This is a genomic window from Halorussus caseinilyticus, assembly GCF_029338395.1.
In the GTDB taxonomy this organism is placed as follows: Archaea; Halobacteriota; Halobacteria; order Halobacteriales; family Haladaptataceae; genus Halorussus; species Halorussus caseinilyticus.
The window spans coordinates 35,222-49,694 of the sequence record NZ_CP119812.1; the positions used below are offsets into that span (position 1 = coordinate 35,222).

At 60.1% G+C, this 14,473-nt stretch carries 8 protein-coding genes and 2 pseudogenes; 2 read left to right on the plus strand and 8 right to left on the minus strand.

Annotated features, from left to right (window positions below; translation table 11 throughout):
* The first annotated feature begins 28 nt into the window (after positions 1-28).
* Entirely contained in the window at positions 29-5,365 is a 5,337-nt protein-coding gene (locus P2T60_RS20545) for a hypothetical protein (protein WP_276282807.1), read from the plus strand.
* Positions 5,366-5,740: 375 nt separating this feature from the next.
* On the opposite strand, the gene P2T60_RS20550 is transcribed toward P2T60_RS20545, so the two are convergent.
* A complete protein-coding gene (locus P2T60_RS20550) occupies positions 5,741-6,058 on the minus strand; it encodes a DUF7344 domain-containing protein (protein ID WP_420028725.1) in 318 nt (105 codons plus the stop codon).
* Positions 6,059-6,566: 508 nt separating this feature from the next.
* On the minus strand, positions 6,567-6,995 hold the full coding sequence (locus tag P2T60_RS20555) for a DUF7539 family protein (protein WP_276282809.1): 429 nt from the start codon (positions 6,993-6,995) through the stop codon (positions 6,567-6,569).
* Between the two features lie 267 nt (positions 6,996-7,262).
* On the opposite strand from P2T60_RS20555, the gene P2T60_RS20560 reads away from it, so the two are divergent.
* Positions 7,263-7,445 carry a hypothetical protein gene (locus P2T60_RS20560; RefSeq protein ID WP_276282810.1) on the plus strand — a complete coding sequence of 61 codons (183 nt, stop codon included), beginning with the start codon at positions 7,263-7,265 and terminating at the stop codon, positions 7,443-7,445.
* Positions 7,446-7,817: 372 nt separating this feature from the next.
* Here P2T60_RS20560 and P2T60_RS20565 read toward each other — a convergent pair whose 3' ends face one another.
* The 6 genes and pseudogenes from P2T60_RS20565 to P2T60_RS20595 all read right to left on the minus strand — a co-directional run bounded on the left by P2T60_RS20565 (position 7,818) and on the right by P2T60_RS20595 (position 14,256).
* Positions 7,818-9,626 (minus strand): SLC13 family permease, encoded by a 1,809-nt coding sequence (locus P2T60_RS20565; protein WP_276282837.1) that lies wholly within the window; start codon positions 9,624-9,626, stop codon positions 7,818-7,820.
* Positions 9,627-9,792: 166 nt separating this feature from the next.
* Positions 9,793-11,130 (minus strand): hemolysin family protein, encoded by a 1,338-nt coding sequence (locus tag P2T60_RS20570; protein WP_276282811.1) that lies wholly within the window; start codon positions 11,128-11,130, stop codon positions 9,793-9,795.
* Positions 11,131-11,417: 287 nt separating this feature from the next.
* A complete protein-coding gene (locus P2T60_RS20575) occupies positions 11,418-12,017 on the minus strand; it encodes a DUF5789 family protein (protein WP_276282812.1) in 600 nt (199 codons plus the stop codon).
* Positions 12,018-12,658: 641 nt separating this feature from the next.
* Positions 12,659-13,048 (minus strand): annotated as a pseudogene (gene hepT / locus P2T60_RS20585) (type VII toxin-antitoxin system HepT family RNase toxin).
* A gap of 36 nt (positions 13,049-13,084) precedes the next feature.
* Positions 13,085-13,351 (minus strand): annotated as a pseudogene (locus tag P2T60_RS20590) (DUF7995 family protein); the annotation flags it as partial.
* Between the two features lie 341 nt (positions 13,352-13,692).
* Positions 13,693-14,256: a TSUP family transporter gene (locus tag P2T60_RS20595; protein ID WP_337250859.1), complete on the minus strand. Its 564-nt coding sequence runs from the start codon at positions 14,254-14,256 to the stop codon at positions 13,693-13,695.
* Positions 14,257-14,473 lie beyond the last annotated feature (217 nt).

Below are 14,473 nucleotides of genomic sequence, written 5' to 3' on the forward strand. Positions count from 1 at the left end.
TTTAGATGCTAGTTTCTACTGCACTGCAATGAACGCTCGGAGCCAGCAGATTCTCGCCGTCGCCTTCTCCATCCTCATCGTCACGGCGACGGTCACGCCCGCGACTGCCGCCCTTGACTCGTCATCCTCCCAGTCCGACGCCGACCTCCCCTCACTCTCGTCGCTCGCCACCACTATCGCAGGCCACGAACTCTTCCCCGACACACCCGGCAACGGTAACGGAAATGGACCCGGCAATGGAAACGGGAAGGGACCGGGCCAGACGACGACCGCGACCACAACGACGGCCGGGAATGAGACGACCACACCCGGCCAAGGCCCGCCGGAAAACCCCGGACAGGGACCGCCAAAGAACAAAACGCAGGGACCGCCCGAGAACCCCGGCCAAGGTCCGCCGGAGAACAAGACGCAAGGCCCACCGGAGAATCCCGGACAGGGACCACCCGAGAACCCCGGACAGGGACCGCCGGAGAATCCCGGTCAGGGACCGCCGGAGAACCCCGGACAAGGACCGCCACCGCACGCGGGGCCGCCGTCGTGGGTGCCGAACAAGGGCGGGAACTCGAACGCGGACAAGCGCGGCCCGCCCGAATGGGCGAAGAACGGGCAAGCCCCGCTACCGCCTACGAATCGGTCGGCGCTCCGTAATCGGAGCGAACCACTGGCGAACGCGACTCTCAACGTCTCTATCCGCGAGAACGCTTCGGCCGCCGACTACCGGCTTGCCGCCATCGACGCCCTCCAAACCACCGAGTTCGACGCGCCCGGTAGCTCCGCCGACGACCACCGCCGCCAAGCCCTCCGCGAACTCAACGAATCGCTCGACTACGTTCTCGACGCCAACCGTACCACGTCGGCGGAACTCTTCGAGCGCGATAAGGAAGCGAGTACACCCCCGCACTTCGCGCCGAGCGTCACGAAACTACTCGTTCGCTCGGACGAACGCCTCGCGGCGACCGCTATCGCGGACGCCGACCGACTCGCGGCGACCCTGAACGACCGGAACGTCTCGTTCGACCAGCAAGCCGTCGCAGAGAACATCTCCGGGGCGCGCCGAGCAGTCGAGCGCGCCGAGCGCTTCCGCGCCCGTGGCCAACAGCACACCGCCATCAGCCAGTATCGGGTGGCATGGATTCACGCCCAGCAAGCCCTCGACGTACTCGACCTCGCTACGACGCCGAACGTCACGGTGACCACTCGCGAGGACATGCCTCACGAGGGGAACGTCACCTACGCGGTTCGTGGCCACGTCTTCGACGTGCGCACTCACGAACTCGCGCTGGCGCTGTCGTTGAACGGTGCGAATCGGACGCTCAATCTGTCGGTGAACACGATGCCGGGCGCGATTGGGACGTTCGAGACGAACGTGACGCTTTCGCGGCAGGTCAACGAAATCACCGTTTCAGCGACCGACCCGAACCGGCGGTGGTCGCCCGACTACGGCGGCGAAAACAGGACCGTCGGCCGGGACGTGCTTCGACTCGACGGCGACCTCTTGCCGGACACCTACGAAGAACAGGTGACGGGAACCGACCCGCTCAGTCCGGACAGCAACGCGTCGCAGACTTCGTTCAACGAATCGGGGAACAACATCACGGACGGGGCGGAGGACTTCGACAACGACGGGGAGACCGCCGCGCAAGCCTACTGGTTCGACCTCGACCCGCTGGACAACGACACCGACGGCGACCGCCTACAGGACGGCTTCGAACTCCAGTTCCAAGCGCTCGACCCGCTGGACACCGACTCCGACAACGACACGGTTCGGGACCCCGCCGAGGACCTCGACAACGACTCGCTGTCGAATCGCCGCGAGCAGACAGCAGGTACGAATCCGGTCGAAAACGACACCGACGGCGACACGTTGAACGACTCGGCGGAACTCGCCAACGAGACCGACCCCTTGTCGCCCGACACCGACAGCGACGGCTTGCGCGACCCCGACGAGTACGAAGTCGGCACCGACCCGACCGACCCCGACACCGACGGTGACGGCGTGCTGGACAGCGACGAGACGTTTGCGACCGAGACCACCGACGAGGAGACCGGCGTCACCGTCAACGTCACCGGCGAAGGCAACGTCGCGGGCGCGGTGTCGGTGAACACGAGTTCGCGGACGATTCTGGAGACCGCGAGCGTGCAGAACGTGAGCGCGTCGGGAGCCTACGACTTCGAGACGACCGCGAACTTCTCGACGGCGACCATCTCGCTGCCGTACAACGACTCGCGGGTCAGCGCCGAGAACGAGACGACGCTCGGCGCGTATCGGTACAACGAGACGCTCCAGACGTTCGTCGCCGTCACCAACTCGACGGTAGACACCCGCAACGACACGGTGACCGCCGAGACGCCGCACTTCTCGACGTACACGGTGCTGTCAACTGAGACGTGGGAATCGCGGTTCGACCGCGCGCTCCCGGACAAGTGGTCGAACACGGACAACTTCAGCACCCTCGACGGCTGGGAAGAGGACGGCAACGTCTCGACGGCGACGGTCGACCGCGCCGGAGTCGCCACGAGCGACGCCGCCAGCGAGGAGTCGGCGGCGGTAGTCGGGTCGCTCACGCGCGAGCAGACCGAGCGCAACTGGTCGAAGCCGTCTGAGACCGAGAGCGAGACGACTACGACATCGGAGGGGTCCGAAACGACGACCACAGTGACGGCGACGACGACGGAAACGGTGTCAGGTTACGAATACTGCGAGCAGTCCGGGCCGGAGAGCAACTGGGGATGTGAGCCGACCGAGGAACCCTCGGAGACGACCGAAGAGGAAGTGTCGAACCCGGACCCGAAGGTCGACTCGGACGGCGACGGGACGTACGACCGCTACGACGACTGTCCGGCGACGCCGGGTGAGAACAACGGGTGTCCCCAGCATAGCGACAACGACGGTATCAAAGATTACAACGACGAGTGCGACAACAAGGAGGGGTACGGCGACGGGTGCCCGACCCACAGCGACGCCGACGAGGTGTCGGACTTCCACGACGAGTGTCCGAACACGCCGGGAGTCCGCGAGAACGGGTGTGCGAAAAACACCGACGGCGACGACTACAACGACTTTTTCGACGACTGTCCGGACGAACCGGGGACGCTCTCGAACGGCTGTCCGACCGACGACGACGGCGACAACACCCGCAACTACTACGACGACTGCCCCCAGTTCCCCGGCTGGAAACCCAACGGTTGCCCGCGCGAGTCGAGTTTAGAACGTACCGTCACCTTACGCGACGCCGAAACCGTCACGTTGGGCGTGGTGGCGAAAGCCAACGCCATCAGCCATCGGTCGGTAGCCGAACTCGTGGTCATCGGGCCGGACGGCGAACGCACTCGGGTCTACGGCGAAGACAACACGTACGCGAGTACCGAGAGCGTCCGCGAATCCCAACTCGGCGCGGAGGCCGTCCTCCCCGGCGGCGGGGGTGACGCTCACGGGGATTTCGAGGCGGTCGAACACGACCTCTCGGAGTACGCGGGCGAGCAAGTCACCATCAAAATCGAGACGGTCGGCCGCGCCACGTTCGAGATTGACGCGCTGAAACTCGGCTACGACACCGACGGCGACACGTTGTACGACGCGGTCGAACGCGGGACGTGTGGCCTGCGGGACGGCCGCGGGCAGTGTCTGGACACCGACCCGCGGCTGGCGGACACCGACGGCGACGGGTTGAGCGACAGCTACGAGGTGGGCGAGCGCCAGCAGGTTCACGGCCGCGAGTACCACGTCCTCGTGAGCAACCCGACCGAGCGCGACACCGACCACGACGGCCTCTCGGACGCCCAAGAGCTACGTGGGTTCGACACCGCAGTCACCCAGAGTCCGGACGCCTCCCGGAAGTATCTCAACGGCGAGTCGCCCTCGGACAAAGCCGAACACCTCACCACCGAGTGGACCAACAGCAACCCCTTCGCGTACGACTCGGACAACGACGGGTTGTCGGACCGCGAAGAGTGGCTTCACAAGACCGACCCGACCAATCCCGACAGCGACGGCGACGGCCTGCTCGACGGCCGCGAACGCGCCGTCGGCGAAGACCCCACCCTCCACGACTATCGGCCGCCGGACATCCGTCTGGCCAGATACGGCTATCTCGCCAACTACAGCGAGATGGAAATCGAGTACATCCTCGAATACCTCCTGTTCGACCCCAGCGGCGTCGAACACACCGCCGTCGAGAAGAACGGCAAGACGCGCTACCAATCGTCGCCGAACGCGGTGTTCAGTCGTCACGACGGGTCGTTCTCGGTGTCGGGCGTGAGCGCGGTCAGCGACGAACTCGCGGGCGCGACCGTCGAAGTCACCGCGACCGACAGCCACGGCAACCGGAAGAAAACGGTCGGCATCCGGAAAGCCAACGCTGTGGGGCGTCTCGCCGGAAAACTCGACGCGGACACGATGTACGCGACGGGGGCCGCCGAGAAACTGGGGGCGCTCTCTGGCTTTTCGGCGGGGATGGGCGGCACCATCAAGTCGCTCCTCGGGTTGGTCAACGACCCGCTCGGATTCGTCAAAGGACTGACCGGCCTCATCGACCTACTCGACGAGTCGGGCCTGCTCGGGATGTTCCTCGACGCGATGGTGTCGAGCCTCCAAGACAAACAGAAGACGAACAACCCCTACGCAGAGGGGTCGGCGCTCTACGACGAGTACCGTAATAGCTGGTACGCGGGCTACACCGTCGCGTTCATCACGAAAGCGATTGCAGGCGCACAAGCCACGAAAGTCGTCAAGAGTTCAACGTACGCCCAGAAGGTCTCGAACTTCGCCAAATCCACGCGCGCAGGCAAGGCCGCGATGCGAGTGAAAGCACCCTACGACCGCGGGAAAGCGCGTGCGGCGACCGGGTTGGCGCGAGCGACCGACCGAGCGTCGGGGCCGCTACTCCGGCGGGCGAAATCGGCGGGCGCGACCTATCGACTCTGGCGGTTGCAACGCGAAGGCGAGGTGGACACGAGCGACCTGTCAGACATTGAGCGCGACCGAGTCGTGCGGTATCTCGCGCGCCACGGTGAGGATGGGGCTGAAGACCTCCGTGAGATGGACGACGTGGCCATTCAGCGGATGTTCCGGAAGACGTGTAGTAGCGGTGGTATCGGGTCATTTGGCCGGGCAGGTGGTGGTTGCACGCCGTTGAGTGACGAGGAACTCCGGGACTACGCTAGTGCAGTTGGAGACGCAGATGTCGGGCTTGGTCCGTTCTACAAGAAGGTTGACGACACGGATGTAAGTGAAGCGGCGGCCGAACGGTTTGTCGCCGAGACTGGACCGGCAGGACTTCGATTGGCGGTTAAGCTTGAGTCTAAGGCGTTTGAACAACTGGTCAAAATCGATGCGGATGCTCAGCGCGTACTCGTCCGAGCGTGATAACTTGGTCGAGGGACCGCCTTTGACTGGTTTTGAGGTAAGACCAGCGTCGCCACTGGCTTCGTAGGCGTCCTTCCAGCGATAAACCGAGCTTGGCCAGACATCACGACTTGTGCAACCTCGGAGACGCTGTGACCTAACCGAAGCAAGGCGACGGCAAGCCGTCGCCGCGCTTCTAACTCTCGTTGCGTTCCAACTGGCCGTGTCATAACGCTAGAAGTAGGCTCTCAGTGGATATCTCACTTTCTCACCCGGAAAGACCAAAGAATTCTGTGGCTTTGTTGAAACCCTCTGGTGATGACAGCTCAGCCCGTTTTGCCGAGATACTACTCCCTTCCTCTTGAAGACGACGCTCACTAAACCAGCTGTAGAGGATTACGGCCAGTCGTCCGGCAACTCGTCCTGATGGTCGTGCATCAATCTAAGAAGCGGCCTGATCTCCTCGAACCGAGAGCCGCGGGTGATAGTACCGGTATCCCGATCCCAATTGATGAATCCTGTGTCGGCCAGTTTTGGGAGGTGGGTATGGTAGAGTTGCTGGTGTAGCAGGTCAAGTGCGTCACTATCCTCCTCGTGCCCATCCGCAATCGACTCCGAAGTGATGTCGTCCTCGTCCTGCGGATTGTGTTGGGCAACGGCCATGAGAATGCGGCGGCGGTACTCGTGGCTGAGGATCTCGAACAGTTCACTCAGTGAACTCCAATTCTCCTCGCTTTTTTTTTTGCTGACATTTGCTGATAGCTCTTGTTGCGAAACGCGTCACTTAGTGATGCGTTTCGCGCAGCCGATGCGCGAAGAGAAATGGATGACTGCGAACGGGTAATCCCGTTTCAAGCAGCCCCCACCGTTGGGGCTAAACGCACAGTGTGTGCTGGGTTCCGTACAGTGTCTTGGTTCCCGAGAGGGAAAAGGGTTTGTGAGTATCCAGCATGGCATTCGAGTTGGTGTAGAGTAGTTCCAGTAAAGCTACCACCCTCTTCACCATCCCGTAATTGTCGGCATCACATCGGTTCACTAGTGGGCTCAACGACGACGAGCGCCCGCTCGATAGTATGCACGACGCACTTGATCGAGGGAGGCGTGACTTCGGGAGTGAGTCTATCAACCTCCGCTACTCACTCGTTGTGTTTCTCAGCGAGGGTTTCAACAATGCCGTCAAAGCGAGTCCGGGCGATCATCCGAAAGTGGATCTGACCGGGGCTTACCCTTGGGTCTCACGGACGAACTCGTCGAGTTTTGCTTCGATGAGTGTGGCGACGCGCTCGCTATATTTCCAGAGTGCAGCGTTGAGCCGCTCTTCGGTTTCGTCGTCGAGCCCGTCTCCTCCACGAAGGACGGAGTCTTTGGTGATCTGTGGGTGGTACACACAAACGACGCCGAGTGAGGTATCCGAACTCGATGTCCCGGCCGTGTGGATTCCGTACTGATCGGTTCCCCAGACACCATCGCCGCCCTCTCGCTCCAGTTCGGAGTCGAGCGCGTCGAGCAGACGGAGCTCCGCTTCGGTGAGGATTGGTTGGTCGCCTTCGAACAGTTCAGTGTACGCCTCCATCCGGGCACTTCTCGTCCACTGGTCCAACTGGGAGCGCGCCCGTAGTACGAGTTGGCGTTCGTCTGGGAACTCGGCCATAGTTCTAGAAGGACGGTCAGGTCAATCAACGTTCCTACGGTGGACCAGAGCGACAAGTACGATGACGACGAGCCTACGTTAGGTACACAGCTGACCGTTCGATCGCTATCCGCAGGATCTGTGATAGTAGACTCGTGACACGCGCTCTTGAACAGAGTATGACGGGAGCGATGGCTTCTCAGTCGGCGGAGGGAACGCTTCAACTCGCGACGCTCTCTAGTGAAGGTGGCCCTCCACGTTATGCACCTGACCGAACTACAATAGGTCATGGCAACAATTGTCTACCGAGGCGTTGATGACACTGTCTCGGAGGATGTCGACGACGAGCAACTGAACTATCGGGAAGACCACTGGCAGATTCACCACGGCGACGACGAGTACACGTACATTCCGAGAGAGCGTGTCTATACGGTGCAGATGAACGACCCGCATTTCATAACGGACGAGTAGACACACGATGAAGATAACACTCTGGAACCGGGGTCTGTGACTCCGTTGCAACACGCTGTCGCTGATCGTTCGATGATGCTATGCTGAATACTCCCTCTATATTCAGCAAGTGGTTTGTATCTCCTTCTGAGGAGTTCAACGGGGCCACGGACATCGTCTTCACGGTTTTCTTCTGCGTATGAGTCGTACGTGTCTGATCGGAGAGCATCGAGTTCACTATCGTGAGCAAAACTGTCGATACCTGTGAAAGACGCCACTGAGGCGGGGACCGAACTCGAGCGTACCATTGGGCTGACCGGTGGCATCGCCATCGGGGTCAAGCCCCGAGGCGATTCACGCGCTGTACTTCGGGATTGAGTCAGAACACCCGTGTCACACACGGACACCCCAGAAGAACGCGATGCCGAGGACGGTGACCACCGACAGGAGCAACTGTAACGGCGCACCGACGCGAATGAAGTCCGAGAACGTGTACCCGCCGGGTCCGTAGACGAAGAGGTTCGTCTGGTAGCCGACCGGCGTCATGAACGCCGTCGAGGCGGCGAACGTCACGGCAAGCACGAACGCGAACGCGTTCGCACCGATCGACTGGGCCGCGCTGGCAGCCACCGGAATCATCAACACGACGCTCGCATTGTTACTGATGACGCTCGTCAACAACCCGGTCGCGAGGTAGAACACCCAGAGGACCCCGATTGGCGGCAGGAATACCGCTGTCGAAGCCACGGCATCGCCGAGCAGCGCCGCAGCCCCGGTTTGCTGCAGGGCGATGCCGAGCGGGATGACGCCTGCGAGCAGGAAGATCACGTTCCACTCGACCGACGAGTAGAGTTCGGTCGGTTTCAGGACGCCAGTGAAGACCATCGCCACCACCCCTGCTAACGCAGAGACGACAATTGGGAGAATGTTTAGTGCTGGCAATGCGACCACACCAGCGATGATGCCGACGGCGAACGGGATTTTCTCGCTCCGGTAGGTTATCTCGTCGAACTCGTGGGCGACGATGAAATCCTCGTTCTCGACGAGTCGAGTGAGGCTATCGGGCGGTGCCTGCACGAGGAGCGTGTCACCGACCCGGATACGGATGTCCTCGAATCGGTCTCGGACGACGTCACCACGGGTTCGAAAGGCGAGGACGTTCGCATCGTAGCGCTGTCTGAAGGTCGAACTGGCGAGGGTTTCGCCGACGAGGAACGACCCCGACGGGATAACGACCTCGACGAGGACTGGTTCTTCCTCACCGGGGTGCAGGTCGTCTTCGGTCCGTGGACCGCCAGACAATGTGAGGCCTTCCGTGTCCATGATTCGTTCGAGTGTCTCCCGGTTCGTCCTGAGCCGGAGCGTGTCGCTCTCGCGGATCTCCTTCCGAGCGAGCGGTTCTGAAAAACGCTCACCGTATCGGATCAGCTGTAACACGTCGATGTCGAGTTCGTTGTCTCCCAGTGCCTCCTCGACCGTCTGCCCGATCAACGACGAGTTCGCTGGCACGACGACGTCTGCGAGGTACTCTTGGAGGGCGTACTCTTCGACGAGGTCCTCGTCGGCGGGAATCCGTTCGGGGAGCAGTCGAACGCCAACCGTCATCAGATAGAGGGAGCCGACCGCGAACACGATGAGACCGAGTTTGGTGAACTCGAACATCCCGAATGCGTGCAGACCAAGTTCGGGAGACTCCGCTCCGAGTTGGGCTGCGAGATCGCTCGCGAGGATGTTCGTCGACGTCCCGATGAGTGTCAACGTGCCGCCGAGCATTGAGGCGAACGACAGCGGCATCAGTAATTTCGACGGTGAGGTCTTCCCGTTGTGTGCGAGGTCGTTAATCACCGGGACCAGAATCGCGACGACCGGCGTGTTGTTGACGAGGCCCGAGATGGGGCCGGTGATGCCAATCGTCGCCGCGAGTTGCTTGTGTCGGTTGGCCCCCGCGAACGCGGCCATCTTCCGACCGAGCAGCTGGACGATGCCGGTCCGGTTGATTCCGGTACTCAGGATGAGCATCGCCAAGACGGTGATCGTGGCCGGATTCGCAAATCCCGAGATTCCCTCCCGCGGAGAGATCTGTGTCCACGGTTCAAGTATCATCAACAGCACCATCACCAAGATGGCGGTGACGTCGATCGGGAACCGTTCGGTCGCAAAGAGAACGAGCGCGAGAAGAATGAGGGCGAAGACGACGAACATCTCGGCCGTTACTGACGGGAAGCCGAGACCCTGAACTGCCAACGAAGCGTTAGAGAGGACCACACTAAACAGAGACGCTGACGCGGGATAAGGACTGGTATGTACACGAGCGAGTTGATTAGAGCGACACTTCATGCACTGCCTTGGGGTGGAGTCCCGAGGCAGTTCACTCGTCGTCCGTCTCCTGTATTTCCTGTGCCTCTCGAATCACGAGTCGTTCGATTCGAGTATCATCGACGACCTCGACCTGAAGAACGTACCCGTTCGCGTCGATCTGATCGCCCATTTCAGGAACTCTGCCGAGACGACTGAAGACCAATCCACCGATTGTCTCGACGTTGTCGCTCTCGAACCGAGTGTCGAGCCGGTCATTCACGTCCTGAATGGGGACTCCTCCATCGACGACGTACGTCCCGTCGGCTTGCTTCATGATGGATGGTTCTTGGGCTCGTGTGTCGAATTCGTCCTGAATGTCACCGACGATTTCCTCAAGAATATCCTCCATGGTTACTATACCCTCGAAGACACCCCATTCGTCGATTACGACGGCCATCTGTCCTTCCTCACGCGTCTGAAAGTCGGCGAGGATCTCGTCGATCCGTCGCGTCTCCGGGACTGCGAGGATCTCTCGTGCGAGTTCGCGAGCGGTGATCGAGTCACGATCCGCCTCGGTTTCGCTCGCTCGGAGGATGTCTTTGACGTGGACGAAGCCAACTGGTTGCCCCTCTTGCTCGTCGAGCACGAGGTAGCGCGTGTAGGTCCCGGTTGCGGCAACCGACCGGAGTTCCGACAGGGGCATCGAGGCAGTCACGGTTTCCACGTCTGGTTGTGGAACCATGACCTCGCGGGCGACCGTATCCCCGAGTTCGAAGACGCTCTCGATCATCTCGACTTCGTTGAGGTCGATGTGTCCCGTCTCCTCCGAGCGGGTGAGGATCATCTTGATCTCAGATTCGGTGTGGGTTTCCTCGCTCTCGGACGCCGGGGAGACACCAGCGAGGCGGGTGAAGTAGTTGGCCGTTCCGTTGAAGACGATGATGCCGGGCACGAACACGTAGTAGAAGAACTTCATGAGTGGGGCGACGAGGAGCGCGACACGCGTGGCCTTCTGGATGGCGAACGTCTTCGGGGCGAGTTCGCCGAACACCACGTGGAGGAACGTGATGAACCCGAATCCCAGGACGAACGCGACGAGGTGGACCGTTCCCGAGGGGAGCAACTGGCCGAGGACGGGGTCGATGAGTGCTGCGACGGCCGGTTCACCGATCCAGCCGAGACCCAGCGAGGAGAGCGTGATGCCGAGTTGACTGACAGCCAGATAGTCGTCCAGATTTTGGATGACCTCCTGGACGAGTGCTGCCCCCGGTTTGCCGCGTTCGACGAGTGCGTTTACCTGCGTGGGACGGACTTTGACGAACGCGAACTCCGCAGCTACGAAGACCCCGTTCATGACGACGAGGAAGAACGCGAGAAGCAGTCCGCCGAGAGAAATCAGATCAACCATAACCAGTTATGGACGCCTAGACACTTGTAGAGGGTGGCTACCGTACTGATATTCTGTGGTCAGCGTTGCCACGAATCGCGGGTGACCGCGATGCCGAAAGCGTCGGTACTACCCCCTCTCCTACTCGCTCTCTACTGTCCGCTCGTGGGAGGTAGCAGTTTACGGTTCTGTCGAAATTCTGTTGATTCGGCACTGTTCCTACTGAAACAGCCGTTCGATAGGTGTACACATCGGTCACGCTTGGCGCGTGCCAGCAGTCGCTTCCACGGGCGTCCGTGACCGTCGCTCTAGATGCCGAGCCACTCGTCGACCCGAACCTGATAGCCGTTCGCCCGACAGAACTTCGCCGCTTGTCGGCGCACAGCCCGGGACGTCGGGAGTTTTTCTTTCTCGCCGATGTGGTCGACGATCCAGTCGCTGATGGCTGTGATCCCTTCGTCGTCGTCATCGGCGTCGATCGCTGCGAGTTCCTGAAACGTCATCTCGTACGCTTTGCGCTGTGTCCAACTGAACTCCGTATTTCGAAGCGTCTCACTGGATTCGACGACTCGTTTCATCGCCGCGGCAACTGTCGGCCGCTGTACCTGCACTCGCACGGCGGCCGGGGTGTCGAACGTCTCCTCGTCCGTCTCCGGGACGAGATCCTCGACCGTGTAGCTCCCCTCGACCGATTCTATTGCGCGGTCGCCGAGCGCCGCGACGATCTCGGTCCCCGTCGCCGGGAAGTTCATTGCTTCGAGTTCCGCCTCGAAATCGCCGAGTTCCGCCGCCTCGACCGGTGGCTCTTTTTCGTCTCCTCGCTCCAGTTCCGTGGCAAGGTCACGCTCTTGCTGGCGTCTCTCAGCGTCTCGCGCTTGCTTGTCTCGACCGTTTCTATCATCTGCCATCCTATAATATAGGCTCTCCAGTCGGATAGTCCTGTGGTCGAGATCAGGCTACCGTCGTTTCGAGGACTTCGAAGAGCACCGAACTAAATCTCGACGGGTCAGGTGCATCGATTGCTCGACAAACCGGGGCAACCGCGACTTCGGGAGAACCTTCATTCCGTCAAACTGCCGGGTATATCCGTGTTCAGCCGAGTATTTCAACAAATCCGATACGGGATATACCTACCGGCCGACGAAGAATACTCGCTATTTTTCGAGACTCACGTCGCCGTTTGCGGTGACAGTGACTGCGAACAACGAATCTAACGAGTTGGGGTCGATCACGCTGAGTTACTTGGGCGGGCTCCCACCGAGAATATGGATGCGACGGCCACGCCAATCCACGGGGTCGGAGAATTCGAGGGCTTCGTACTGGGCGCGTTTCCGGACTCTACTCGTCGTCTCAAGTCTTGCAAGTGGTGTCATCATCGTCGTGAGGCACTGAGAAGTCGAGTGCCCCGCACCCTTCAGGGGCAGAAAAACTAACCGACCGGCTCTAACTCGTCCATTGAAGCGACGTATCTATCTCGTTGTGAAACGCATGGAGCGACTCTCTTTGTGGACGAGACCGGTTTATTATCTGTATCTTGGTGGGTCGTTGTTCAATCGAGCTGTTGGAACCGATTGAACCACTGCAAGTCATCGTGGAGTACGTCGTACACAACGTCGCCGTATCTGTGCGCGAGAATATTTCGAAACCCGACTGCTTCTTCGAGTTTCGCCTGCGTCTCGTTCGAGATGATGTCTGCTTCCCCAAGCGCCTGTATCTCCTGTTTGGCGGTTCCGCTCGGGGAGAGATTTTCTGTCGACCGAACGTGCTAAGCGAGGTCGATACATGCCTGAATGAGGTTCATCAACGTCCGCTCAACCGCTCGCTGGGTCACCATATCGTCCACATACTCCGCCTTTGAGAGACCTCGCATCTGTTCGAGGTCCTCGATGTACTGGTTGATGTGGCGGAGTTTGTCAACGAAGACGTGTTCGTTGACCATCTATGCGTCTCCGCTTGCTAATCGGTCGATGAATTTTCGCTCGAACTCGCTCTTCGTCGCCTCCCACCCACGCTCCAGCAGTTCTTGTCCATTGTCGGACTTGACGGGCGTTACTACTGGCAGGTCGTCCCACCGGGCCTTCCCAGCGACTGACGTGCCCGACTCGTCAAACGTTACGTAGTAGTCGAATACTGCAGTTGCGTGTGGGCTGGCTCCGACGAGTTGGTCGAACACCGTCTTTCCAGTCGCGAGTGCTTCGTCTCGTGTCGATGCCTCTACCAGCGAGTAAATCATCATATGCATTGGTTCTCACTTCGGTCTGCCGACGCACGCGACTACACGCCGCGCTACTGCTTGGTGCGCCGGCACCCATCGCCGGCGCAGAAAAACCACTGCCAATATTAAACCAACCAAGAGGAAGTCGTAAGTTAATGTGTAGTTAACCAACGAATTCCGAAGTACATGCTGGTCTGTTTCAGGCTCTAGGCTATGTCGGAGCGTAGTGCAGACTTGGTATTCTCTCATTAGGTGTTGATTTCACGAGAACAGCAAGGCGGAAGCCCACGACTTTAGCCGTAGGTAGATGACTAGTCGTCAGATACCCTCTCGAAGAGAGTGATGAATAGATATGGGGCTGTCAAATGCTATAGCTCCGGAATCGTGGTGGAGAGCAGGATAAATGCGTTTACTGTGAGGAGCGCAAGTACGAGCCAACCGAATAGACGTTCGGAGACGTGATCGAAGATCCAGACGCCGACCCAAGCGCCGAGGAATACCATCGGAATCGCGACCGCCGCCTCGATTAGTAGTGGCGTCTCGACCGCGCCGGTGTACGTCAGACTTCCCAACCGATAGAGCATGAGAGACCCGAAGAAGGCAGTGAACACCGCCTTCATCTTCTCGTCGCTCCAAAAGCCGCCCGCGGCCATGAACACGCCGTAGACGATCATCGGCGGTCCCGGCACTGCGACTGCCCCACCGAAGGTACCCGCGAACAGACCCGCGGTCGCCCCAACGATCTTCCCCGGGCTGTAGCCCTTCTCTTCAATCCAGTCGGTAACGACGTCACTCTGTCGTGTCGCACCAACGACGACAACTGCGAGTACCAGTACGACGCCGATAGCGGCGCGCATCTGAGTCCTGTCGAACTGCTGGAGGGCGACTCTTTTGTGTGTTATCGCCAAAATCGGAATAGGACCTACACCCAAGGTCGCACAGAATCACCGTAACTGTCGAAGCAGGGCTATAACTTGACTACACCCTCCGAAGGCTTCTCGGTGTTCTTGGGTTGAACGGGCACAACTGGTGTAAGGGATGTCGTTGATAAATCATCCATGACGTTCCCTGCTGTCCGTCAGTTAACCCACCGACAAACAGCTACGAGTTCATTAAAAACCGAATCCATCCACCCACGTGACTAGGAAC